The sequence below is a fragment of the Paenibacillus foliorum genome (assembly GCF_013141765.1).
Lineage (GTDB): Bacteria > Bacillota > Bacilli > Paenibacillales > NBRC-103111 > Paenibacillus_S > Paenibacillus_S foliorum.
Genome location: NZ_WHOD01000045.1, coordinates 254309 through 279868 on the forward strand (window position 1 = coordinate 254309; position 25560 = coordinate 279868).

The following is a 25560-nucleotide window of genomic DNA, read 5'->3' on the forward strand; positions in this document are numbered from 1 at the left end:
ATGTTGTCTGTTTGGTTGGCAAGAGGTTGTTACTGTTTAAGAAGTCTTATCATTTTTGATAAAAAACCTTTGACCGCACCATCTTGATTTTCTACAGGTGTTTGTCTGGCAATGAAATCTTCCACTAACTTTTCAATTGCTAGAGAAGCCGGGGAAGAAGGAAATTCAATTGTAAAGGGAACCTGCTTTTTAACTGCTTTGGATACATGGCTGTCGTCAGCAACAAAACCTAGTGTCGGTATATCCAGCTGCAGAAACTGTTTGGCTACCATGCTGATCTTGTCTGCCGTTTGCTTGCCTTCCTTCCAATCTGTGGCTCGATTTACAACAAGCTTGAATTTAACGGGCTCGTTCATAGAATTAACCATCTTAATAATGGCATAAGCATCAGTAATGGAAGTAGGCTCAGGCGTAGTAACAACAAATGTTTCCTCTGCGGCCAAAATAAATTTCAACGTTTCCTTAGACAATCCAGCTCCTGTATCAAAAATAATAAAATCAACAGAGCCGTTTAATTCATTGACCTGATTAGCAAAATAATCAAGCTGCTCCTCAGTTAACCTAATTAAATCATTAAAACCGGAACCGCCTGCGATAAACTGCAGGTTATTATAACCCGTTTGAATAATCTCCCATATCGTTTTCTCCTTTTTAAGGAGGTGGTACAAATTATACTTGGCTGTAATTCCCATTAAAACATCAATATTGGCTAAGCCGATATCGGCATCGAACACAAGGACCTTATATCCTTTCTTCTGTAAGGTAAGCGCAAAATTCAAGGTGAAATTAGATTTACCCACCCCACCCTTGCCGCTCGTGACAGTAATAATTCTTGTTGTTTTGGGCAATTGTTGGTTTTGTTGGCTCGAGACGAGATTCCGAAGTCCTTGTGCCTGATCATTCATTGTTACTGGCCCCCAGTATCAAGTCAATGATGTGTTGTTCCGCCAATTCTGTAATATCATCTGGTACGCTTTGCCCATTTGTAACATAAGACAATTGAAGCTTGAAATCATGGACTAGATTGACTACAGAGCCGAACGAGTCGGTTTCATCCATCTTCGTAAACAAAACCTTGTCCAATTTAAATTTAGTAAAGTTGTCAGTTATTGCTTTCATATCTTTATATTTGGTTGTTAAGCTCAATACAAGGAACGTTTCACTCTTTCCCTGAGAGCGTAAAAGCGAATTTAATTCCGATACATACATCTCATTACGGTAATTGCGACCAGCAGTATCCATAAATATAAGATCACAATCTTTTAATTGTTCATAGGCTTTGGACAAATCCTGTGGTGAAAAAACTACCTCTAAAGGAACATTTAAAATGGTCGCATACGTTTTTAACTGTTCTATTGCAGCAATTCGGTATGTATCCGATGTGATAAATCCAACCTTACGGTTATATTTAAGCACCTGTTCTGCCGCAAGTTTAGCAATTGTAGTTGTTTTACCTACTCCAGTAGGTCCAACGAAGTGGACTATTCTCGTATCAGGGGCCATATGCTTCGACTCCCCTACCATAAACAGACCGAGCAATTGCTTACGTATTAATTTCATTGCCAGCTCTTCAGTTAACGCAATACCTTCCGATTTAGCTGTTTCCGTTACTTCAGTAATAATTTCTTGAACGAGAACAGGATCTAGTTCTTGATCCAGCATCCGCTGCTGTAATGGTGCCAATGCGGGGTCTATTGGAGACTGCTGGAAGCTCTGAACTGAAAGCTTGTGCATGAACTCCTTCATTTGCTTAAGTTCTTCGAGCAGCATATCTTCCTTCGTATTAACCGGTACCATTGTTGATGGATGTGATACTTGTGGAGCCTGTGTTAATTGTGGTGCATGTGATACTTGAGGTGCCAGTTGTACTGGTGGAGCTTGAAAAGGAGCCTTTACGGCGACAGGCGGTGAGCTGGGTATTAGCACATCAGGCACCTCAGGAAAAGACAGTGCCGATTGATCCGCTATCTTATTTGGTAATACGGCTCCTGCACTGGTAGTCGGTCTTGAGTACGCGTTCTGAGCAGTTTGTAAAGAATTATAGTTTCTAGGAGCTTGCTCCTGTGACACCGTTGGTGTAGGTGCCGGAGCTTTAGAAGCACTCGCTGCGGCTGTCGAATCTGTTGCAGCAAGCACTTCAATTTTTTTCTTGGAAAACATCCCCATAAAGCCGCCAGAACGAATTTCTTTTGTACTTAAGATGACGGCATCTTTTCCTAAATCCGTACGAATCTTTTGTAAAGCATCTGGCATAGAATCGACTACGTAGCGCTTCACTCTCATAAATTAACTACCCCCATGCTTTGAATTTCAACGTTGGGTTCGAGTTCGCTGTAGGAAAGAACCGGTATATCCTGCATAGTCCGTTCCAAGAGCTGTCTTAAATACATCCGAATGGTAGGTGAGGTCAGCACGATCGGTTGTTGACCTGATTGAATAAGTTTGGTTACTTGATCTGATATACGCTGATAAATCATCTGTGTTGAAGACGGATCTAATGCCAGATAGCTTCCCTGATCTGATTGCTGAACGGATTCAGCAATTTTCTTCTCAAGTGTGGGACCAACAGTAATGACCTTAAGTGAATCACCATGGCTTGCAAATTGTTGTGTGATTTGCCTTGATAAGGCCTGTCTAACATATTCGGTCAAGATCTCAGGGTCCTTCGTATAAGTACCGTAATCTGCCAAGGTTTCTAGTATGGTAACCAGATCACGTACCGATATTTTCTCTCTAAGTAATTTCACTAGCACTTTCTGGATATCCCCAATGGACAGCACATTTGGAATGAGGTCATCCACTAATACTGGGTAGCTTTCTTTGACATTCTCTATTAAAGATCTTGTTTCTTGTCGTCCAAGCAGCTCGTGTGCATGCTTCTTGATTATTTCAGTTAAGTGAGTAGCGACAACAGAAGGTGGATCAACTACTGTATAACCAGATAATTCAGCTCGTTCCTTCATAACTTCATCTATCCACATCGCTGGTAATCCGAACGCAGGCTCTAGCGTGTCGATACCTGAGATCGAATCATCATCTACTCCTGGGCTCATGGCCAGATAATGATTTAATAGAAGCTCACCGCGGGCAACCATGTTACCCTTTATTTTAATTACATATTCGTTTGGCTTTAATTGAATGTTGTCACGTATTCGGATTACGGGTACGACAACCCCCATCTCTAGTGCGCATTGACGACGAATTAAGATAATACGATCTAATAAGTCTCCGCCTTGTTGAGTGTCAGCTAGTGGGATTAGGCCATATCCAAACTCAAACTCAATCGGATCCACCTGCAATAAACTAATGACACTCTCGGGACTGCGGACCTCTTCTATTTGCTGCTCTTCTTCCAGCAATTCTTCCTTCACTTGCTGCTTGACCAGATTTTGCTGCATTTTCATTGCGGCAAAAGCAAGTAGAACAGCGATCGGAAACGTAGTAAAGAAATGAATCGGCGTAAAGATACCAAGTAATGTAATGGTGCCTGCAACAATATAAAGCAATTTAGGGTAGGAGAAAAGCTGTTTAGTTAAATCATGTGCAAGGTTGCCGTCTGAAGAAGCCCTGGTTACAATTAAACCCGCTGCAGTAGAAATTAAAAGCGCCGGAATCTGACTGACTAACCCGTCCCCGATCGTCATGATCGAGTACTTTTCTCCTGCTTCGGCAATACTCATTCCCTTCATGGTCATTCCAATGATCAGTCCGCCCAATAAATTAATAATCAGGATGATAATGCCCGCTATGGCATCTCCCTTTACGAATTTACTGGCTCCATCCATCGCACCATAAAAGTCAGCCTCATTTGAAATTTTCTCACGTCGTTCTTTTGCTTGCTGTTCATTGATCAGCCCTGCATTTAAGTCTGCATCGATCGCCATTTGCTTACCTGGCATAGCATCCAATGTAAATCGGGCAGCTACTTCGGCAACGCGCTCAGAACCTTTGGTAATAACGATAAATTGAACAATAACCAGGATTATAAACACTACGAAACCAACTACGATGTTCCCCTGGGCGACAAATGAACCAAAGGTTTTGACCACATTACCGGCATCCGCATTTGCCAATATGTTACGTGTTGTCGAGACATTTAAAGCTAGCCTAAACAAGGTGGTTATTAACAATAAGGATGGAAATATTGAAAATTGCAAAGCTTCCTGCGTATTCATGGAAACAAGGATAATCATTAAAGCAATTGAGATATTAATGATCAGCAATACATCTATGAGCCATACGGGTACCGGAACAACCATCATCATAATAATACCGATTACGCCTATCAGTACGACTAGATCTTTTACTTTCATCACGTATGTCCTCCTTTCCTAAGTTAGTTAGCCTTGCCCTTCACCTTATATACAAAGGCTAAGACTTCAGCTACAGCTTGGAACATGTCGGCCGGAATGGCTTCTCCAATCTCAACTTGGGCATATAACGCACGAGCCAAAGGTTTGTTCTCCATAGTTACAATACTGTTTTCTTTTGCAATTTGTTTAATCTTTAATGCTATGTAATCTGTACCTTTAGCTAAAACCGTAGGTGCCTGCATGTTTTTCGAGTCATATTTCAATGCTACCGCGAAGTGTGTTGGATTCGTAATAACAACATCAGCTTTTGGAACTTCCTGCATCATACGCTGCATGGCCATTCTACGCTGCTTTTCACGGATTTTTCCTTTTATTAACGGGTCCCCTTCCGTCTTCTTATATTCATCCTTAATATCTTGTTTGGACATTCTCAGGTTCTTTTCAAACTCATACTTCTGATACATATAATCAAACAGAGCCAGTACAATGAGGATAAGTCCTATCTTAATTCCCAATTTAAAAGTAACAGATCCTGCGAATAGAAAAATATTTTCAAGCGGCAGCCTGGCAAGATCCATTAAATGACTTTTTTCACCCCATAGTGTTGAATAAACAACATAGCCGATAATAGACATTTTAAGCACAGACTTCATAAAATCTACTACTGTCCGCATAGAAAATATGTTTTTTGCGCCTTCTATAGGATTTATCTTGTTGAACTTCATCTTAAGTGGATCGCCGGTCATTAGAAAACCTATCTGTAAATAATTACTGAAAATTGCTATGACAACCGTAATTAACAAGATAGGAGTAAGCAGCAACAAGCTTTGAATAACCAATTGCTTAAAAAGCGAGCTTACGTTTTCAATGGATAAATCAAGTAACAAGTAGTCGTTGAATACAGATCGAAACACATCCATCAATTGATCTTTCATATAGCCGCCAAACAAATAAAACGATAAGAATGCAAAAAACAAAATAAATGCAGCAGGCAAATCCATACTTTTTGCAACTTGTCCCTTTTCTCTGGATTCCTGCCGTTTTTTGGGAGTAGCCTGTTCTGTTTTTTCACCCGCGAACATCTGTAAATCTAGCTGTAAACGAATACGTTCCACATCCAGTCCTCCCGGTTAACCTGCAAATAACCCAAAAAACTTTTGCAAGTGGTCGAGCATAGAAATAAAGGTTTCCTTAAATACATCTTGATAAGCTGGGAATAGCAAAATCAATAATATAAAGCCAATGATCATTTTGAGAGGAGCCCCAATAACAAAAATATTAAATTGAGGTGCCACCCTAGTGAGCAAGCCTAACCCAATATCCGTTAAAAAAAGTGCTACGATAAGCGGGGAAGCCATCTGCAAACTGATACCAAATATGGTTGAGAATGTTTTTAATAAAAACTCTGAAATTTGTCCACTGTACATTCTTGTAAACAAGTCATTGGATAATGGTATCCATTCATAACTTTCTATTATTGCTTTAAGCAACAGGTGATGCCCGTTAAAAGAAAGAAACAGCAGCATCGCGATCATATATTTCAAATTACCTATAACTGGAGAGGATGCTCCGGTCATAGGATCAATAACATTAGCAATCCCGAATCCAATTTGGATATCTATAAAGGACCCTGCTATCTGCACGACAGTAAAAAACAAGTAAGCAATAAATCCAAGACAGATGCCTACTAGAATTTCCCGTATGACTGTCAGTAAGTAGAGTGAATCAAGTGGGACTGTTGTTGCAGTGCCTGTTACTGTATAAGCCATTAATGTTACAAAAAAAGCAATTCCCACCTTAAAATGTGCCGGGACATTTTTTGCCGAGAAGACCGGTGCTACGACAAAAAAAGAGGTAATCCGACAAAAGAAGAGCATGAAGCCAGGAAAAAATTGATTAACCCATTCCATTTCATTCACTACCTAGCCGACATATTTATAAAGGTTATTCAACAGGTTGTAAGTAAAATCAACCAACGTTGTCAGAATCCAAGGACCAAAGGCCAATACCGCAAGAAGTACGGCCACAATCTTCGGAACGAAAGCCAAGGTCTGCTCTTGGATCTGAGTGGTTGCTTGAAAAATACTAATGATCAATCCAACTACCAAAGCGAGTACCAGCATGGGAGCACTAGCCTTTAAGACCGTATACACAGCCTCACCGGCCAAATGGATAACAAACTCGGAACTCACGATTTATTCTCTCCTTCTGCTTGGGTCAGATTACCCTGAGAGTTTTTGGCTAGGCAAAAACTAACTATGTTAGCAAAGATCCTACGTATTGTAACTAAGCAGCAGGGATCTCACGACAAGATACCACCCGTCAACCAAGATAAACAACAATATTTTAAAAGGCAAAGATATCATTACGGGAGGAAGCATCATCATCCCCATTGCCATAAGTGTACTTGCTACTACCATGTCGATGACCAAGAATGGAATGAATATCATGAAACCCATTTGAAATGCTGTCTTAAGTTCACTTATTGCATAAGCGGGAACCAATGCTGTGAGAGGTGTATCTGCTACACCGCTTGGTGGCTGCGCTTTGGAATAATCCAGAAACAGTTTTAAATCCTTCTGTCTTGTGTGTTCAAACATAAAGCCCTTTATCGATGTTGAAGCTTTCTCCAAAGCTGCTGATTGCGTGATTTCGCCCTTGAGATAAGGCTGTAATGCGGTTTGATTCAAGTCTCCTAATGTAGGAGCCATAATAAAAAAGGTAAGGAACAAAGCTAAACCTATTAACACCTGATTGGGTGGCATTTGCTGGGTTCCTAGAGATGTTCTGACAAAACCGAGCACTATAATAATTCGGGTAAAGCTGGTCATCAATACAAGAATTGCAGGTGCTATGCTCAATATGGTGATTAACAATATGATATTGATTGTGTTTGAAGCTCCCCCAACATTGCTTGAGGAACCTATATCGATATTAATACCAGGTATCGGATCAGCCGCATAAGCATGTGTATTAATGAACATGATTGCTAACAAGGATACTACGGTTAAAGCTGCAGCTTTCCATTTCATGGCTTATCATTCAACCGATCTTTGTTTTTGTCATCCATCAACAATTCCTCCACCATCTTCTTGCGGTCAGACAAATGTTGCATTTTATTGTGGAATACTTGCTGAAAGGATGCCGTTATATCGGATTCTTCTACTTCTATCGTGTCATCCTGCTTCTTTCTTAGCTTGCTTAACCATCCGCTGAAGGTCTCGAAAGTTACTGTATTAGATGTGCTGGCTGTCAGCATTTCCGTTATATAGGCAACTTCTTCGACATCATCGATCTTCTCCATCAATTGTACGTTGTCTCCGACACCAACAATATATAGCGAACGACCAACTTCAACTACTTGTATGGATTTATTTGGCCCGAGCGGAACCCCACCCAACGAGCGAAGCGAACGACCAAATAAAAATTTATTTTTTTTGGCAAGAAACTTAATAATCACGAAAAACAATCCGATAATAAGGATAAGAAAAAAAATAACTTTGACGACCATCCACATGGTATCAGCAGTGCTTATGCCGGGATAGTCAATACTTGGTGATTCATTAGGAAACCTATCGGCAGAAGCGCCGGATTCCCCATAACAAACTATCGAGAATCCAGCTAATTGAATCATCCCCACGAATATAAATGAACATAATCTGGTTACGAGTCTATTCAAGTTTCACATTCCTTTCGGTTTATGTCAGACTCTCCCCTTACCTTTATTATCCCAACGTTTTCTTAATAGCTTCAATAACACGATCTGCCTGGAATGGCTTCACAATAAAATCTTTGGCACCAGCTTGAATGGCATCAATAACCATAGCCTGCTGGCCCATCGCTGAACACATAATAACTTTGGCATTCGGATCTATTTTCTTGATTTCCTTTAGTGCAGCAATTCCATCCATTTCGGGCATCGTGATGTCCATAGTGATCAAATCAGGACGAACCTCTTTAAATTTTTCAATAGCTTGAGCGCCATCATTTGCCTCACCACAAACCTCATAACCATTTTTAGTCAAAATGTCTCGGATCATCATTCTCATAAAAGCTGCATCGTCTACAATCAAAATTCGGTTTGCCATGGGTAAACAGTCCTCCTAGGGGTTAGTTAGTATTGTAATTTTTGAATTCGATCCCACTGATTTACTATGTCAGTAACACGTACCCCAAAGTTCTCATCAATTACGACGACTTCACCTTTAGCGATCAGCTTGTTGTTGACAAGGATGTCAACAGGCTCACCGGCAAGTTTGTCCAATTCGATAATGGAACCTTGAGAAAGCTCGAGAATATCCTTGATTACTTTATGAGTTCTTCCTAATTCAACAGTTACTTTAAGTGGTATATCCAGCAGTAAATTAAGGTTAGTATCTTCAGCAGGAGTTAGTTGAGTTGGATTAAATCCTGTGAACTGCGCCGGTTGCACATTAACGTCCCTTACAGGGCCGGCACCATAAGCCGCAGGCGGCTGCTGATACATCGGTTGCTGTGGTGGGTACATAGGCTGTTGATACATCGGCTGCTGTGGTGGATACATAGGTTGCTGGTACATCGGTTGCTGTGGCTGCATAGATGGATCTTGATACATTGGCTGCTGATACATCGGCTGTGCATAAGGATCCTGCATAGGTGGTGCTACAGGCTGTTGTTGAACCGGTGCTGCTGGCGCTGGTGTTGGAGCTGCAGGAGCTGCGGATGCAGCCGTTTCCTCAACAACGTCTCCCCCACCCATCAGAATCGATACCATGTCCTTAGCAAAAGGAACAGGCAACAATTGCATGATTGTGGAATCGATCAAATCTCCTATTGTTAAACGGAAGGAAATTTTGATAAAGACATCCTCAGGAGGAAGTGAATTAGTACCTTCTCCTTCAGCCAAATTTAAAATATCAATTCCAGGTGGAGAAATGTTAACAAAACGATTAAAGATGGTCGACATCGATGTTGCTGAAGAGCCCATCATTTGATTCATTGCTTCTTGCACAGCACTGATATGAATTTCTGACAATTCAATATTTTGACCGGTACCGTCTCCACCCATCATCAAGTCGGCGATAACTTGAGCATCACGAGTTTTAATCACAAGCAAGTTTATGCCATCAAAACCATCTACATAATTTACATGAACAGCCACATGCGGTTTAGGAAATTCTTGAACCAATTCTTCTCTTGGAATAATGGAAACCTTGGGAGTCGTAATATCGACTTTCTTACCGAGCAGTGTGGATAAAGCTGTTGCTGCACTACCAAAGGTAATATTACCTATCTCTCCAAGAGCGTCCTGCTCCAGGGAGGTTAGATAATCATCGATATGAACCTCTCCGCTCGCGTTATCAAAACTATCACCGGAAGACTGTCTTAACAATGCATCTATTTCCTCTTGAGACAAATAATCTTTATTATTCGTCATTCTCATCCGCTCCTTCCTCAGTGACAATCTCTGTAATCTGAATAGCCAACTTCCCTCTACTCGTTCCTGGAGTTCCTATGTATTTCAATTTCTCTCCAATCCGGATGTTCAATAAATCTTCTACTGGTTTATTTAATGCAATGACATCACCAGCATTTAAATTTAGAAACTCTCGAATCGAAATTTGGGATTCACCTAATTCAGCAATAATAGGAACTTTGGCCTTATGTAATCTGGATTGAAGTGCCATTACTTCTTCTGGTGCACTTGTTTTCTTTTGCGATACAAACCAATGATGGACAGACAACCTTGGCATAATGGGCTCAATTACCACATGTGGAATACATAAATTGATCATGCCCGTTGTATCCCCTATTTTAGTGCTTAGGGAAATTAACGCAATCGTTTCATTGGGTGACACAATCTGCATAAACTGCGGATTGGTTTCCAATGCTTCCAATCGAGGTGATAGATCAATGACAGTTTTCCAAGCTTCTTGGAGACTCTCGAACGCTCTGCTGAATATTCGTTCCATTACAATGGTCTCAATCTCAGTTAGTGCGTTGATTTTAGTGGGTGAAGTCCCTGCTCCGCCAAGCAATCGATCCAACATGGCGAACGCTACGTTAGGATGAACTTCGAGCACCATTCTTCCTTCCAAAGGTTCTGCTTCAAAGATATTAAGTATCGTCATCTTTGGAATAGAGCGGATAAACTCATCATAAGGCAATTGTTCGACTTGTACCACATTTATTTGCACAAAAGTCCGTAATTGCGCCGAAAAATATGTCGTTAAATAGCGTGCGAAATTTTCATGAATTCTAGTTAAGCTTCGAATATGGTCCTTTGAAAATCGAACCGCCCTTTTAAAATCGTAAGCTCTGACTTTTTTCTGGGTATCTTCCTTTTTTAGCTCTTCTGCATCCATCTCACCGGAAGATAACGCGGCTAACAAGGCGTCTATCTCATTCTGCGAAAGCACATCAACCATCTCGTCACCTCCTTCATGCAATTTCTTTTAAGTAGCACCATTATTGAAGAACACTATCCGTAATCCAAATTTGCTTGATTTTCCCGGAGGAGAGCAATGGGTTCATTTTATTCATAAGGGCCGACGTAAGATTATCCAAGCCTTTGCTGCCTTGTACCTGCTCTGGGGTCATATCGGAGAGCGTTTGTACGATTATGGCTTTCATTTTAAAATCCAGCTTTTCAAATTCATCCTTGGCCTTCGTATTTTCCAATTCAATAGCGAAGCTTGCTTTAATGAATCTATTGTTAGTTGCAAGATTCGTCAATATATCTTTTAAAATTACAGTGCTGGCCTTAGTTTCTTCAGGAGAAAGCTTTTTGGCCGGTTTTACTTCTTTAGCTGAATTTTGTGCGAGCTCTTGAGGATCTGAGCTTGCCTTTTCCATGTAGTTCCATAATATGAAAGCTGCTGTCAAAATTAAGGTTATAGCAATAAGGACTGCCACCACTAGCAAGAATATTTTACTTTTAAACAACTACAACCCCTCCGAATCCAAACTCTTAATTGTTCCGGCAACCGCACCAATAGATTTCATATACTGGGTCACTAGCTGGACCACATCTTTCTCTGGTTCTAATACGGTGATTTTTTTACTTGTTATTAATGTAATCATAGTATCAGGAGTTTCCTCGATACTTTCAATCAGCAGAGCATTAATTGTAATTGTCCTCCCATTGAGCCGTGTTAGTCGAATCATGACTATCCTCCGTTTTATAAAAATTAGAGGGAGAGGTTAAGCTCCCCATCATTTCTATTATTGTTTCAAATTGACAACTTCCTGCAAAATTTGGTCAGAAGTAGTAATAATTCGTGAGTTAGCTTGAAAAGCACGCTGAGCAACTATCATTTCTGTAAACTCGCCAGTCAAGTCAACATTTGACATTTCAAGTTGACCAGCCACGATTGCGCCTGTTCCATTAGTTGGATCATTCGCTGTCAGAATCGCTCCGGAAACAGGTGCTCCAGCATCATTAGAGTTTGGAGATTGACGGTATAAATTTCCACCAACCTTTTCAAGACCAGAAGGATTAGCAACTTTCCCTATTCCGATAAAAACACCTGAGCTAGTAGTTGTTCCTGTACTATCAACCGTAATGATCTCACCTGAGTTAGAGATGGAATAAGCAGTTACAGGTCCACCAGCACCCAAATTGTCTAGGTCGATTATTGCATTATCCGAACTAAGCACATACATACCGTCTGAAGTAACTAACTGGTTGTTTGCATCAAATGAAAAGTTCCCTGCACGAGTTAAAAACGGTTCACCCGTTCCTGGTGTATCACTAACAAGGAAGAATCCATCCCCGTCAAGTCGCAAGTCTGTTGGTACATTGGTAGTCATTGCACTTCCTGGTGTATGTATCGTATCAATGGCGCTTATCGACACACCCAGACCGATTTGCTTTGAGTTGACTCCACCTTTGGTTCCATCTACGGATGGAGTAACGCCTGCAACCGTTTGGCTGAGTATATCCTTAAACATAACGCGTCCGGCTTTAAAGCCAACTGTATTTACGTTGGCGATGTTATTACCGATAACATCCAATTTAGTTTGAAACCCTCTCATGCCGGAAACTCCGGAGTATAGAGATCTTAACATAGAATGTTGCCTCCCGTTGGGTAATAAGATTAGGTTGCTTCGGTCGTTCCACAACCAGGGGCTTCCTTATAAAGGTCCGGCCCTTCTGTTACGAAATAATGACCGCACTGTCAATTTGGGTGAACAAGTTATCTTTCATTGATGCTTCATCAAGGGCGGTAACTACAGTCCTGTTCTTAATATTCACAATAAGTGCGGTATCGTTGATCAGCATTAGAGAATCTTTAGCGCCTTTGGACGCGGCTTTATCAATAGCAGACTGAATTTTGGCCAATTGTTCCGGCTGGAACTCAATCCCTCTTTGGCGAAGCCTCTGCTCTGCATGGTGACTAAAACGGACTAACTCATTTTGTAGCACATGTTGAAACGTTCCGTCCTTCGTTTGGGATGGAGCATCGTTTCTCTTTAGCTGCTGAGTCCTTAAACTTCCCGGATATAGCTGGCCTACAGAAATTCGTTCGGTCATGGCTTAACCTCCGAGTTTGAAATTTCTGTAATTCGATCCAACTTAATCTGTTCCTTATCAACCACAACATACTGTCCATCTGCTTTCACAACTATGGAGCCAACAACACCCTTTTTAATGACAGGATTGTTGCTATCACTTGTAACATTAGTCCAGGAAATTTCTTTTCCAATCAATCCCGATGCAAAGCCCAAGGTTTGACGGAGATTCTTCATTTCCGTGTTCATATTGGTTAACTGCTCGACAGACGTAAATTGAGCCATTTGTGCTATAAATTCTTTATCCTGAAGCGGCTCCATTGGATCTTGGTTTTTAAGCTGAGTCATCAATATTTTCAAAAACTCATCTTTGCCTAATTTGCCAGCATCCTCTTTTTTTACAGTACCTGAATTTTCGATGTTCGTCTTAGCGTAATAAGGATACACATTCCTGGTACTTACTATTGAATCAGACATTCGTTCACCTCCTAATCATTCATAAGGCCGTGTTATGCCTATGCCGTTGTATCGATAGAAGTTTGTCCAAGTCGATTTGTAACCGGTGTAGATGTAGCAGCTTCTTGAGCCAATTCTTCATCCAAGGATACAACATTATTCGTGCCGTTACCCTTTTGCTGCTTATTGGACTGTTGGGATTGCTGCTGCCGTTGATCTTGGAACATTCCTGATTGGAAAGATTGGCTTTGTGTTACTTCCAACTTTTCTACATGAATACCCTGACTCTGCAATGTAGTTCTAAGCTGGCTCAATTGACTTTCCAGCATTTCTTTGCCAGTCAAGCTATCTGCCATAAACTGCGCGATCAATTGGCCGTTGTGGATCGTTAGTTTCACATCTACTTGACCCAAGTGCTGCGGGTATAAGGAGAGCTTCGCTTCCGTGATCCCTTCTGCCCTTGCGTCTACGGTAAAGGATTTAATAATAAATTCAGTCATCTCTTCCGTAAAGTTATGTGAGTGCATTAGTAAAACCGGAGTTTTAGAAAGTTGTTCCCCGCTTTGAACCTGCTTCAAAAATTCATGCATAGGCATTACGTTATTATCAGCAGTTGAATCCACTATGACATCCTCTAACGGCTCAAATAATGGAGTATCCTTAACTACTTCATCCACGGTTGTCTTAAGCGGGAACGCTTTAGCTGCCAAAAATTCCAATTTAGGATTAACAGCCGTTACATTCACTTGGAATGTAGTATCTTTTTTAAATGGATTGGTAATGGTCGATGTTCCTGCTGTTCGATCTGTTGATGGAGTCGAAAATAGCTGAGCAGCAACTTCGCTATCTGTAACCGAATCCGTTGAAGTATCTCTTTCCAATTGAACGGCAATTAATGGCGATAATACTTGCTGTAGATCTGCAACTATTTTTTGCATAGCATTTCCAGTCAAAAGATTGGAATTCTGATCACGGTTAGATTGTAAAAGATCCTTAAAGCTTTCCAGTAGTTTATGAGCTTCAGCTTTGGTCACTGGCTTTAGTTCATCAACTGATACAGTCTGAGCGGAATCATTATCAGTAGTCGATGTTTCCAAAGGAACAAACAGCAACGGATTCAGTCTAGCGTTCTGTGAATTTCCAATCGCCTGCGGTAGAGCTTCATTAACCGTACCTTCTCCCGCCTCATTTCCTTGAGTTGGAGTCACGGTTAGAGCAGTTTGAGTTTGAGTCAGCAGAAGAGCTTGGATTTGTGCCAACCAAGCCTGTACACCAGGATCCTCAACCAAGGCAGAAGAACCTTCAGTATCCGTATCTATAAGCTTGATTAGATCATCTAACTGTTTCAATGAATCGGCCAAGCTCTGATCCGATGAAACCGCTGAATCTTCTTTTAGAGCAGCCATTAACTGAGCTAACGCATTTAAACCAACAAGGGATATTTGTGCATCACCTTGACTTACTTCAGCTTCACCTGCAAGCATTCCATTCAAAGTTGCCGAAAACCCTGTTTTGGCTTGACCGGTTAATAAAGGTGCTGCAGATGTATTTCCGTTAGCATTGGTTGATGCATTCGATGAAGCTGAATTGGTTGGAGCTACTGATACTTGCGCTTGAATTTCCATAATTTTCTCTTTCACCTCCTTTCGATATTATTGTGCTAAACGTGTGGAAATTAGTGCTGCTGTTTCCTTCTCTTGATCAGAAATAGCTGTAATGATTTTGGAACGACCTGCACTGTCCATAGAACTTAATATAGAGATCACCTTCTCTGGATTCGTTTTTTGTATCTCCAAGAGTACGGTTGCAGCGCTCTTAGGAGTCATATTCGAGAAGGTTGCTCCTAGATCATCCTTGCTAAGCTTTTGACTGGCATTTGGATCTGGAGTCGATACCTGCTTGAGACGTTCTTGAAGTGCTGCGATTTGCTTGTCTTTTGTTGTTGTGAGATCTTTCAACAATATCGATGCGTCTGCAGCCATTTTAGGATTCATCTTTTCAAGTACCTTCACCCTCTCATCAACTTTCATCATACTAAGCACCAGTACCATCTCAGCTGTGGTTAAATTCTCCATAATTGGCGCAGCCTTTGAAGGTGACATCTTAGCATACATCGAAGATAACTGTTGAATTTTGGCGGTGTATTCATCATCATTTTGCGTTTTCGATTTCATTTGCTCTTCTAATGTACTATTTTTAAGCTGAAGCTCCTTAATTGTTTGGTCCCTTTGTTGAACAATAGTATCTGTTTTCTTAAGCTCCTGATCTTTTTGCTCCAGTTTGGAATTAAGCGCTTGAGCTGTCTCTTCCGCTACAGGGGCCGAAGTTGTTTGCTGCTGAGCTACCTTATCAGACGGCTTTCCCTCTGTTGATTTGACTTTTGGTTCTGGGATAACCGTATTAATAATGGGTATTTTGTTCGCTGCGCGTAGAACGTTATTCATCACATCGTAATCAAAAATAGTCAACAATACGCCAAGCAGTACAGCAGTGAATACAAAAGGGATCAAGAACCAAATTAGAAACCGTTCCATTGCGCCATACGAGGAGTTATTCTCAACATCCACATCTGCCACTAACCACACCTCCTTGTACGTTTATGCACTATGACAATCTCCGAAATCGGTTTGTAGCCATTTCGTCTAACTGCTCTTGCTCCTTCTTAAGAGCCGTTACGGTAAAACGTTGCTGCGCCCTATCTTTGGCTTTACACCAAATTTTTTCTTCCAGCATTTTTCCATTCAACACTTCCTGCTTGGTAACCATAACTTGCTGTGCTTGTTGCAGGTCTTTGTTTTTTGTCACAATTTTTTGGTCAATGTGGTCAACAAAATGCTGCAGCAACAATATTTGTGAAATTGTCGCTTTGTTCGAAGATACAATATGTAGTTGATCATGCAGGTCATCTTTCTCCGAGTGAAGCTCCGTTAATGAAGACTCCTCTTCCCTTACTTTGCCTATCGCTTCGGAGAGCATCCACTCCGCTTGAGTTTTCTCATTGGTTTTGAGATCAACAATTTTTTGGAACGCATATCGGAATCTCATAATTCGTTTTCATCCCTCATCCTTTTTGGAATTCTTGGATTAATCTTTCCTGAGCATCGCTATAAGTCAACTTGTCAGTCACTCTTTGCTTTGTGTAATCCCAAATGGATTGAATATATTCTAAGGAAAGATCAATCTCAGGATTAGAACCTTTTTGATACGCCCCTATATTTATAAGATCTTCCGAATCTTTATAAACAGACATCAACCGTTTCAATTGTTCGGCAGCGAGCATATGTTCTGAGGGCACAATTTCCTTCATTACACGGCTCACACTGGACAGTACATCGATCGCTGGATAGTGGCCACGATTCGCAATACTCCGGTCAAGCACAATATGTCCGTCCAAAATACCTCGTACTGCATCTGCGATCGGCTCATTCATATCATCGCCATCTACAAGTACGGTATAGAAAGCGGTAATTGAACCCTTAGGTCCGGTGCCTGAGCGTTCCAGAAGCTTAGGCAGCATGGCGAATACGGATGGAGTATATCCTCGTGTTGCAGGAGGCTCTCCGACAGCCAATCCAACTTCACGCTGTGCCATAGCGAAACGAGTTACCGAATCCATCATCATCATCACATTAAGTCCGCGATCCCTGAAGTACTCTGCAATACTGGTAGCAATTAAAGCTCCCTTGATACGAATTAACGCAGGTTGATCGGAAGTAGCGACAATAACAACGGATCTTGCAAGCCCCTCAGGTCCTAGATCGCGTTCTATGAAGTCAAGTACTTCACGGCCACGCTCTCCGATTAGCGCAATAACATTTACATCTGCCGATGTATTTCTTGCGATCATTCCCATAAGTGTGCTTTTACCAACGCCTGAGCCTGCAAAGATACCAACGCGCTGGCCTTTACCAATAGTAAGCAGCCCATCGATTGCACGTACTCCTACACTAATTGGCTCCAGAACACGCGGTCGCTTTAAGGGATTCCCCGGAGCATTGTTTGTTGAATATTGGGTCATTCTTGAAGGAAGAAACGTTCCATCCAACGGCTGGCCTAGCCCATCTAGAACTTTACCGAGCAATTCGTGACCAACCTGTACTGTAAGAGGCTTCCCTGTTCCAACAACATCGCAGCCAGGCCCAATCGCATGCAGCTCTCCCAGTGGCATTAGCAATACTTTGTTATTCTTGAAGCCAACAACTTCAGCCTTAAGAGGCTGATTGGATTTAAGTGGGTAAATGTAACACACATCACCAATGCTTGCATCAGGTCCTTCAGATTCAACCGTCAAACCGATAACCTGAGTAACCTTTCCATTTACACGGATTGGGTCTATCTGTCTAAGGTGCTCAATGTACTTGGAAGCATTCGGTACTTGATTCATCTAAGTTCCCTCATTTCTGATGGCCAGATGCTGCAAAGCATTTTTGATTTCCTTAAGCTGTGTATCAATTCTTGCGTCTATGCTGCCAAAGGATGATCGGACAACACAGCCATGGTCATGAACTGAAGGATCTGGAATAATCTGCAACTCTGCTTGAGAGTCAATATGTAGCAATAGTTCTTCACGGGCATCTTGAATGTTAGAGAAATGAGTAGGAGCTACACAAAGTGTAATAATCCCTTTCTCTCTTCTTCTGGAAAGCACATGTTGAACAAGTTCGATAATCCATTCAGGTTCAACAGTTAGCTGACGTTCAACAATTTTTTCTGCAATGGAACAGCTTAATTCGATTAAGAATGGTTCGGACTCTTGTATAATCTGCTGTTTAAGAACATAAGCCTGATCTAGTATCTGAGAAGCTTCTTGCAGCATTCCATCGTATTGCTCACGCAACTCTGTCTCTGATTGTTTAATCCCATCCTGATAGCCCTGTTGAAAGCCTTCATCTTTTAATTGGTTCTGTAGATCTATATCTCGCTGTCTTTGTTCGTTCCACCAGACCTCTGATTCTGCTTGAACTTGCTGTCTTATTGCTGCAGCTTCGTCCATTGCTGTCCTTATCTGTTCTTCAGCAAAAGTTTCAGCGTCTTGCAGTATTTGTTCTTTGATTAGTATAGCTTCATTAAGTTCTTCCAACTGCTGACTGTTTGTTTCATCACTCGATTCTTCAAGTGAAGTATATTCGGACTTCACTGCAACTTCTACGACTTTTTTATCGTCTAAAGCAATATATTGTGTATATTTGATGACATTAGACAATAATATCATCTCCTCCACCACGAGCGATAATAATCTCGCCGGCCTCTTCTAGTCGCCGGATAGTAGCAACAATACGGGTTTGTGCTTCTTCAACATCTCGCAAACGTACAGGACCCATAAATTCCATCTCTTCTCTGAACGTTTCAGCCATCCGTTTCGACATATTCTTAAATATCGCTTCACGTACTTCTTCACTAGCAACCTTAAGCGCTAGCTGCAAATCCGCATTCTCAATATCACGAATGATACGTTGAATGGAGCGATTGTCAATATTGACGATATCTTCAAACACAAACATCCTTTTCTTGATTTCTTCAGCCAATTCAGGATCCTGAATTTCTAATGAGTCAAGAATGGTACGCTCTGTACCGCGATCAACGCCATTCAATATTTGTACGATAGCAGCTATACCACCAGCATTTGTGTAATCTTGTGTTACCGTTGCGGAGAGCTTTTGCTCTAATACTCGCTCAACTTGACTGATAACTTCCGGTGAAGTACTATCCATCAAAGCAATCCGCTTTGCAACGTCAGCTTGTTTCTCCTGAGGAAGCGAGGAAAGAATGATTGACGACTGTTCCGGCTGCAAGTAAGCCAATACCAACGCGATTGTTTGTGAATTCTCATTCTGAATAAAATTAAGAATTTGTGCGGGATCCGCTTTCCTTGCGAAGTCAAACGGTCTAACCTGCAACGTTGCCGTTAACCGATTAATAATGTCCAACGCTTTTTGGGATCCTAGAGCTTTTTCCAATATATCCTTTGCGTAAGCAATACCACCTTGGGATATAAACTCCTGAGCCACACATATTTGGTGAAACTCTGCTAAGATAGATTCTTTCTCAACATTATCGACTTTTCTTACATTTGCAATCTCCAAAGTTAACTGTTCGATTTCTTCATCGCGTAGATGCTTGAATATTTGAGCCGAAACTTCGGGGCCTAGACTGATTAACAATATGGCTGCTTTTTGACGCCCTGTTAATCCTTGCTGCTGAACTTTTGCCAACAAAGCACACCTCTATTCATCTACTAGCCAAGTACGAAGCAGATTGACAAATTCCTCCGGCTTTCTCTTCGCCAAAGTTTCAAGCTGTTTGCGTATTTGGTTATCATTAGTCACATTATCAATATCGATAGTCGGAAACTCCACTGTTGCAGGTTCAGCAGCCAGTTCATTCTCAGCTTCTTGTTGGGCTTTGCGTCTACGCATAAGCATATAACCTCCAATAGCAAGGAGTGCTAATGCAAGTCCACCTAACCCCCCGTATATTAACAGTTGATTTGAGCTTGGAGCCTCAGTTTGCGGTCTAGCAAACGAATGTGCAAATACGGTTACCTTCTTAGAAAGATCTGCCTCTGCTACAGGCGGTTTATTATCAGCTAATGCCGCTCTGACAACATTCACTAGTATTTGTTGAACTGCATCCTTCGTTTCCTGAGTTAATGAATTGGGATCAGCAGGATTAGGTGGTTCAACACCGACATTAATGGTTAAATCTTTTACAAGGTAAGGAGTTGCCACTATATCGTTAGTAATTCTATTGACCTCATAATTAACCGTTTTTTGAAGCTCTTCGGACTGAGATTTCCCATTATTAGAACTACCCGGATATCCTGGAACATCCGTTTGTCCGGTTCCGGGAACCCCTGCGGCGGCAGCACCTCCGTCACTGTTGTAGTTCTTTTGAATTTCCTGTACAGAAATTTCCAAGCCCTTTTGGTCCACCGCATTCGGTGCGGTTACCAACTGCTGCTTCGAATTAGTTTGATCAAAATTCATAGTTGAGAAAACTTGAACAATAACCTTGTCTTTTCCAAGAATAGCTCCAAGCATTTGCTGGATATTCTTTTGAATATCATTTTTGAATTGATTGTTAATTTCAAAATTCTGTGTCGCTAGGTTAGCACTTGTAACTTTGCTTTTACCTTTGGAATACTCAAGCAGCTCACCGTTCTGATCGGAAATCGTAATATTTTCTATCGGCAAATCCTTCACGCTATGAGAAACCAAGTTATACATAGTGTCTACCTTAGCCTGATCTAAAGTGTAGCCTTGTTTCATGTTAAGAACTACCGATGCGCTAGCTTTCGCCTTATCCGAACCCTTGGCTAGAAACACACTCTCTTCAGGCAAATTAATTAATACCTTTGAACTGCTCACTGCATTGTTAGAATTAATTAGCTGCTGCAATTCCCCTTGAACTGCATTCACATATTTAATGTTGAATTCTTTGTCCGTTGTACCGAAGGTGCTGTTCTGATTAAAAGCACCATAACCGACGTTACCCGTTTTATTTAAGCCTTGAGATTCAACGGCAAGCTTAACATTGGCAACCTCACTTCTTGGAACACCTATGCTTTTACCATCCTCGCTTAGCTGATAAGGAATCTTAGCTCCATCCAAGTAAGTTTTGATCGAAGCAGCGTCACTAGGCTGCAAATTCGTATAGGCTAGCGCATACTCAGTCTTTGAAAAATTGTAACTAATTATAGCAATAGTCAATATAACAAGCACTAATGTCGAAACAAAAGTGATTTTTTGAGTTCTACTAAACTGACTCCAATATTGCTTCACACGGTTCCAATATTGGACTATATTCTCGTTCACTATTCCACCCCATCCAAAGACCGTAGCTACGACTCAACAGCTCAATTACACTTGCATTCTCATAATTTCTTGATAAGCATCGATGACTTTATTCCGAACTTGAACCGTTAGCTGTAAACCTAAGGAAGCTTTCTCCGTTTCGATCATTAGCTGATGTACATCCGAAATTTCACCTTTCGCAAACTGATCGTTAAGCTTGTCAACATTTTGTTGTTGTTGATTTAGCTTATTCATCGCATCTGTCAGATAATTTCCGAATTGATCCGTTACCTCTGAAGCGCTCAGACCTTTAGATGCAACTGGCTGCATAATGCTTTGCAAAGGTTGCAGTCCCAACTTGTCTATCATAATCAAACCTCCCATTCATAAATTACCTATCTTCCTATTTCCAAAGCCTTTGTGATAATCGATTTCGAAGCATTCAAAGCCGTAACGTTAGCTTCGTAAGAACGAGATGCTGAGATCATATCCACCATTTCTTTAAGCACATCAACATTGGGCATCATGATAAATCCATTCTCGTCTGCATCAGGATGCGTAGGATTGTAAACCTGCTTAAAGGGAGAAGTATCTTCAATGACCTTCGTTACTCTAACCCCTTCTCCTGCCGTTTCGGCCTTCGCATTTTGAAGTGCTTGCTGAAACGACGGCTGTTTTGCTTCAATTGAAACCAATTTCCTTTGGTAAGGCACCCATTTTCCATTGACTAATCTTGCCCTAGTCGAATCGGCATTAGCAACGTTGGAAGAAATAACATCCATTCGAAATCGCTGTGCCGTTAATGCGGAAGAACTGATGTCAAAACCATTAGTAAGCTTCATCAATCGCTATCTCCCTTCAATGGCTGTTCTGGCTTTTTTGATTTCACTGTTAACTTGTTGAACCATTACATTGTATCGCAGTTGATTTTTAGCCATTAAAGACATTTCATAGTCCATATCTACGTTGTTTAAATTATTGTTGATCGTAGATTGTCCATCTTTAACTATCTGAGCCTCTGGCCTAGCAGGACGTCCGATAACAAAATGTCTTGGGTCGGTTCTGTATCCTTGGATAGAAGAGCCGTTCAATTCGCTTTGTAGTAATTCTTCAAATTGAACTTCGGATCTTTTAAAATAAGGAGTATCCGCGTTTGCAATATTATCAGCTATCACACGATGCCGCATTGTGGAGGCATTCAAGGATCGTTCCATCTGATTAAATGCGGGTTTATTGAGTATATCCATTCGATCTCCCTGCCTTTGTGTGATGTTTGAATGTACTATTCAACAAGTTGTTTGCATTATCCTCCTTTCTTCGACAATTTAAGCGAAAAAAAATATTGTTATGTAAGGAGCAATTTATATCCATATCTTAGTAATTCTGAACTATATCTATATTGAATAAATATAGAAAGAATTACAATATGAAAAAAGCCCTATATTTGTAATATAGGGCTTTCTATAAGAGAAAAGATTATAATTTTATACTTTGGATACCTTGTATTAGTTGGTCATTTAGAACTCTAATATAGGTCCCTTTCATACCAAGAGAACGAGTTTCGATGACTCCCGCACTCTCTAATTTACGCATTGCATTGACAATAACCGACCTCGTAATTCCGACACGATCTGCTATTTTACTCGCAACAAGCAATCCTTCCGAACCCTCAAGCTGATCAAAAATATGTTCTACAGCTTCTAATTCACTAAAAGATAAGGAACCAACCGCTACTTGAACTACAGCTTTGCTTCTGGCTTCAATCTCAATTTGTTCCGTCTTTTCCCTCAAAATCTCCATCGCTACAACGGTTGATCCGTATTCAGCTAGAATCAGATCATCATCTATAAATACACCGTCGCGTTTAGTTAAAATCAAGGTACCAAGCCGTTCCCCGCCTCCTACAACAGGCACAATGGTAATGGAAATGACTGCTTCCGGCATATGGTCACCAAATAAATGATGATCATTTTTGGCATCCATATTGGATGAAGTATCTTCTACCTTCAGCAGCAGTTGGTTATATTCTGGCGAAAAACGGTTTTCTTGCAGGATCGTTTCAAGCAATTCAGAATGCTGCTCCGTTGTTGAAACAGCCCTCCCAAGCACCTTGCCCTTACGGCTTACAACAAATATATCTACACGTAATATATCACTCAAAACTTCTGCCATGTTCATAAAACTAACCGAATTTCCGGCTTCTTTTTGCAATAATTTATTTAACCTTCTAGTCTTTTCTAACAATGTCATGGTACTGCCTCCCAGTGCGACCTACGGTTTATTAAATTTTTATAAGAAAACCTCTATCGAGGCCTATCAAGGAATAGAGACCGCGACTTAAATGAGGTTTTTCTTGAACATAAGAATGGTTTAGCTTCGCAGAACTGAAAACTGATAAATTCTTATATTATAAGATATATTGACTTAAGTCACGGTTTTGTACGATATCCGATAGTTTTTCCCTCACGTACTCAGGAGTAATCATGATTTGCTCCAGAGTAATTTCAGGCGCTTCGAATGACAGATCCTCAAGAAGTTTCTCTAGAATAGTATGGAGCCGTCTTGCCCCAATGTTATCGGTATTTTGATTTACTTCCGCTGCTATTTTAGCGATCTCCTCTATGGCTTCATCCGAAAATTGGACCTGAATGCCCTCTGTTTCCAACAAAGCCGTATATTGCTTAGTTAAAGCATATTTTGGCTCTTTTAGAATGAGCACAAAGTCCTGTTGAGTCAAGCTGCTTAATTCCACTCGAATTGGGAATCGTCCTTGAAGTTCAGGAATTAGGTCTGAAGGCTTTGCTATATGAAAAGCTCCCGCAGCAATAAATAAAATATAATCGGTTTTCACCGGACCGTATTTGGTTATAACCGTAGATCCTTCCACTATCGGAAGAATATCTCGCTGTACACCTTCACGGGAAACATCGGGTCCACCACCGCGACCGGAGCTGCAAATCTTATCAATCTCATCTATGAAAATGATCCCCAACTGCTCTGCCCGTAGTACAGCTTCTTCAATAACCTCATCCATATCTAAGAGCTTTTGGGCTTCTTCTTGAATCAATACTTTGCGTGCTTCTTTAATTGGAAGCTTACGTTTTTTCGGCTTCTTGGGCATCAGACTTCCGAACAGCTCCTGCATATTCATACCCGTCTGCTCGTTGCCTTGACCTGACATCATATCGAGTACAGAAGGAGAACTGTCTTCCACCTCAATCTCGATAACCTTTTGCTCCAGCTCGCCTCTTACCAGTTGATCTTTAACCTCCTGCCGCCGTGAGGTCAGATTAGGATCATGCTCTGGTTCCTGCGTTTCATTAGTAGAGGTATTACCAAACAGCATCTCTAAGGGATTGCGCTGAGACTTCTGTTTGGATGGTCCAGGCACAAGGATGGCAACAATTCGTTCATCTGCAAGCTGCGCAGCTCTGTCCTTCAACTTATCTGCCCACTCTACCTTAACCATGCGGATGGATGTCTCCACCAAATCACGCACCATAGCCTCTACGTCACGCCCTACATAGCCAACTTCCGTAAACTTAGTTGCTTCTACCTTAATGAAAGGAGCGCTAACCAGCTTAGCTAGACGTCTTGCGATTTCTGTTTTGCCAACACCGGTTGGGCCAATCATCAAAATATTTTTAGGCACGATCTCATCACGAATGGCTTCATCCAATTGGCTGCGGCGGTAACGATTACGAAGTGCAACTGCCACTGACTTCTTGGCATTTTTTTGACCGATAATATATTTATCCAGCTGGGTGACAATCTCTCTGGGTGTTAGAGCCATATGCTTCAAGAGAGTACCTCCTCATTCACTCGATTTCTTCTACTATAATATTGTGATTGGTAAATACACATATTTCAGCAGCCATTGTCAATGCCGCCTGTGCAATTTCTTTGGCACTCATGTGAGATGCATATCGATGTAGTGCTCTACCTGCTGATAACGCAAAGCTACCTCCAGAACCAATAGCAAGAATTCCATCATCCGGTTCGATAATTTCTCCATTGCCTGAAATTAGCAGTACATTATATGTATCCATAACTATCATCATAGCTTCCAATCTTCTTAGCACACGATCAGAACGCCAATCTTTGGCAAGCTCTACAGCAGCACGCTGCAAATTGCCTTGATGCTCCTCAAGCTTAGCCTCAAACTTCTCAAATAGCGTGATTGCATCGGCTACAGAGCCAGCAAAGCCTGCTATTACTTTCCCTCGGTACAGTCTTCTTACCTTCTTAGCTGTCGACTTCATAACCATGCTGTTACCAAAAGTGACCTGTCCGTCCCCTGCAATGGCACCTTTACCCTGATGCCGTATGGCAAATATCGTTGTTGCGTGAAAAGCTTGCTCCATACCAACCTACCTCCAAATAGTACTCCCAAAACAAAACAGTCATTCAATAGAAAAACCTCGTTCGAGACGCACTAACAGAGCAGCCGCGATGTAGAGGTTAGATTTACATGATATATGACTATTTAAGGATAAACGGCCGCG

General features: G+C 41.2%; 29 protein-coding genes. All 29 read right to left on the reverse strand.

The window, feature by feature from the left end:
• Nucleotides 1-29: 29 nt before the first annotated feature.
• Nucleotides 30-905, reverse strand: coding sequence for a MinD/ParA family protein (locus tag GC093_RS09450; RefSeq protein WP_171651608.1), 876 nt, complete (start codon nt 903-905; stop codon nt 30-32).
• The gene (flhF, locus tag GC093_RS09455) at nt 898-2283 is read right to left on the reverse strand and encodes a flagellar biosynthesis GTPase FlhF (RefSeq protein WP_171651609.1); all 1386 of its coding nucleotides are present in this window, start codon (nt 2281-2283) and stop codon (nt 898-900) included. Before flhF ends, GC093_RS09450 begins: the two co-directional genes overlap by 8 nt.
• Complete coding sequence (flhA, locus tag GC093_RS09460) at nt 2280-4313, reverse strand: flagellar biosynthesis protein FlhA (protein WP_171651610.1); 2034 nt, start codon at nt 4311-4313, stop codon at nt 2280-2282. Before flhA ends, flhF begins: the two co-directional genes overlap by 4 nt.
• Nucleotides 4314-4336: 23 nt before the next feature.
• A complete protein-coding gene (flhB, locus tag GC093_RS09465; RefSeq protein ID WP_312886486.1) occupies nt 4337-5428 on the reverse strand; it encodes a flagellar biosynthesis protein FlhB in 1092 nt (363 codons plus the stop codon).
• 15 nt (nt 5429-5443) lie between these two features.
• Complete coding sequence (gene fliR / locus GC093_RS09470; RefSeq protein ID WP_171651611.1) at nt 5444-6223, reverse strand: flagellar biosynthetic protein FliR; 780 nt, start codon at nt 6221-6223, stop codon at nt 5444-5446.
• Between the two features lie 12 nt (nt 6224-6235).
• Nucleotides 6236-6505, reverse strand: coding sequence for a flagellar biosynthesis protein FliQ (fliQ, locus tag GC093_RS09475; protein ID WP_171651612.1), 270 nt, complete (start codon nt 6503-6505; stop codon nt 6236-6238).
• Between the two features lie 81 nt (nt 6506-6586).
• Nucleotides 6587-7297: a flagellar type III secretion system pore protein FliP gene (gene fliP, locus GC093_RS09480; RefSeq protein ID WP_246314001.1), complete on the reverse strand. Its 711-nt coding sequence runs from the start codon at nt 7295-7297 to the stop codon at nt 6587-6589.
• A 44-nt stretch (nt 7298-7341) separates the two neighbouring features.
• Complete coding sequence (locus tag GC093_RS09485; protein ID WP_246313956.1) at nt 7342-7992, reverse strand: flagellar biosynthetic protein FliO; 651 nt, start codon at nt 7990-7992, stop codon at nt 7342-7344.
• A 46-nt stretch (nt 7993-8038) separates the two neighbouring features.
• A complete protein-coding gene (locus GC093_RS09490; RefSeq protein ID WP_171651614.1) occupies nt 8039-8401 on the reverse strand; it encodes a response regulator in 363 nt (120 codons plus the stop codon).
• Between the two features lie 26 nt (nt 8402-8427).
• Nucleotides 8428-9729 (reverse strand): flagellar motor switch phosphatase FliY, encoded by a 1302-nt coding sequence (gene fliY, locus GC093_RS09495; RefSeq protein WP_171651615.1) that lies wholly within the window; start codon nt 9727-9729, stop codon nt 8428-8430.
• Entirely contained in the window at nt 9719-10720 is a 1002-nt protein-coding gene (gene fliM, locus GC093_RS09500; protein ID WP_171651616.1) for a flagellar motor switch protein FliM, read from the reverse strand. Before fliM ends, fliY begins: the two co-directional genes overlap by 11 nt.
• A gap of 40 nt (nt 10721-10760) precedes the next feature.
• A complete protein-coding gene (locus GC093_RS09505) occupies nt 10761-11237 on the reverse strand; it encodes a flagellar basal body-associated FliL family protein (RefSeq protein ID WP_171651617.1) in 477 nt (158 codons plus the stop codon).
• Nucleotides 11238-11459: a flagellar FlbD family protein gene (locus tag GC093_RS09510; RefSeq protein ID WP_171651618.1), complete on the reverse strand. Its 222-nt coding sequence runs from the start codon at nt 11457-11459 to the stop codon at nt 11238-11240. It abuts the gene before it with no gap.
• Nucleotides 11460-11516: 57 nt separating this feature from the next.
• Nucleotides 11517-12362, reverse strand: a complete 846-nt coding sequence (locus tag GC093_RS09515; RefSeq protein WP_171651619.1) for a flagellar hook-basal body complex protein — start codon at nt 12360-12362, stop codon at nt 11517-11519.
• 88 nt (nt 12363-12450) lie between these two features.
• A complete protein-coding gene (locus GC093_RS09520; protein WP_171651620.1) occupies nt 12451-12828 on the reverse strand; it encodes a TIGR02530 family flagellar biosynthesis protein in 378 nt (125 codons plus the stop codon).
• The gene (locus GC093_RS09525; RefSeq protein ID WP_171651621.1) at nt 12825-13283 is read right to left on the reverse strand and encodes a flagellar hook capping FlgD N-terminal domain-containing protein; all 459 of its coding nucleotides are present in this window, start codon (nt 13281-13283) and stop codon (nt 12825-12827) included. Before GC093_RS09525 ends, GC093_RS09520 begins: the two co-directional genes overlap by 4 nt.
• Nucleotides 13284-13321: 38 nt before the next feature.
• The gene (locus tag GC093_RS09530) at nt 13322-14887 is read right to left on the reverse strand and encodes a flagellar hook-length control protein FliK (protein WP_171651622.1); all 1566 of its coding nucleotides are present in this window, start codon (nt 14885-14887) and stop codon (nt 13322-13324) included.
• A gap of 27 nt (nt 14888-14914) precedes the next feature.
• Entirely contained in the window at nt 14915-15838 is a 924-nt protein-coding gene (locus tag GC093_RS09535) for a MotE family protein (protein ID WP_312886487.1), read from the reverse strand.
• A gap of 28 nt (nt 15839-15866) precedes the next feature.
• Entirely contained in the window at nt 15867-16307 is a 441-nt protein-coding gene (gene fliJ, locus GC093_RS09540; RefSeq protein WP_171651623.1) for a flagellar export protein FliJ, read from the reverse strand.
• A gap of 16 nt (nt 16308-16323) precedes the next feature.
• Nucleotides 16324-17646 (reverse strand): flagellar protein export ATPase FliI, encoded by a 1323-nt coding sequence (fliI, locus tag GC093_RS09545; RefSeq protein ID WP_171651624.1) that lies wholly within the window; start codon nt 17644-17646, stop codon nt 16324-16326.
• Entirely contained in the window at nt 17647-18465 is an 819-nt protein-coding gene (locus GC093_RS09550) for a FliH/SctL family protein (protein ID WP_171651625.1), read from the reverse strand.
• Nucleotides 18458-19474 carry a flagellar motor switch protein FliG gene (gene fliG / locus GC093_RS09555; protein ID WP_171651626.1) on the reverse strand — a complete coding sequence of 339 codons (1017 nt, stop codon included), beginning with the start codon at nt 19472-19474 and terminating at the stop codon, nt 18458-18460. The genes GC093_RS09550 and fliG overlap by 8 nt, the downstream gene beginning before the upstream one ends.
• 12 nt (nt 19475-19486) lie before the next feature.
• Nucleotides 19487-21076 (reverse strand): flagellar basal-body MS-ring/collar protein FliF, encoded by a 1590-nt coding sequence (fliF, locus tag GC093_RS09560; RefSeq protein ID WP_171651627.1) that lies wholly within the window; start codon nt 21074-21076, stop codon nt 19487-19489.
• Nucleotides 21077-21121: 45 nt separating this feature from the next.
• Nucleotides 21122-21424, reverse strand: coding sequence for a flagellar hook-basal body complex protein FliE (gene fliE, locus GC093_RS09565; RefSeq protein WP_171651628.1), 303 nt, complete (start codon nt 21422-21424; stop codon nt 21122-21124).
• Between the two features lie 26 nt (nt 21425-21450).
• Nucleotides 21451-21897, reverse strand: coding sequence for a flagellar basal body rod protein FlgC (gene flgC / locus GC093_RS09570; RefSeq protein WP_171651629.1), 447 nt, complete (start codon nt 21895-21897; stop codon nt 21451-21453).
• Between the two features lie 6 nt (nt 21898-21903).
• On the reverse strand, nt 21904-22302 hold the full coding sequence (flgB, locus tag GC093_RS09575) for a flagellar basal body rod protein FlgB (protein ID WP_171651630.1): 399 nt from the start codon (nt 22300-22302) through the stop codon (nt 21904-21906).
• A 229-nt stretch (nt 22303-22531) separates the two neighbouring features.
• The gene (codY, locus tag GC093_RS09580; protein ID WP_171651631.1) at nt 22532-23305 is read right to left on the reverse strand and encodes a GTP-sensing pleiotropic transcriptional regulator CodY; all 774 of its coding nucleotides are present in this window, start codon (nt 23303-23305) and stop codon (nt 22532-22534) included.
• Between the two features lie 157 nt (nt 23306-23462).
• Nucleotides 23463-24857, reverse strand: coding sequence for an ATP-dependent protease ATPase subunit HslU (hslU, locus tag GC093_RS09585; RefSeq protein ID WP_281365213.1), 1395 nt, complete (start codon nt 24855-24857; stop codon nt 23463-23465).
• Between the two features lie 16 nt (nt 24858-24873).
• Nucleotides 24874-25419 (reverse strand): ATP-dependent protease subunit HslV, encoded by a 546-nt coding sequence (gene hslV, locus GC093_RS09590; RefSeq protein ID WP_171651632.1) that lies wholly within the window; start codon nt 25417-25419, stop codon nt 24874-24876.
• Between the last annotated feature and the right edge of the window lie 141 nt (nt 25420-25560).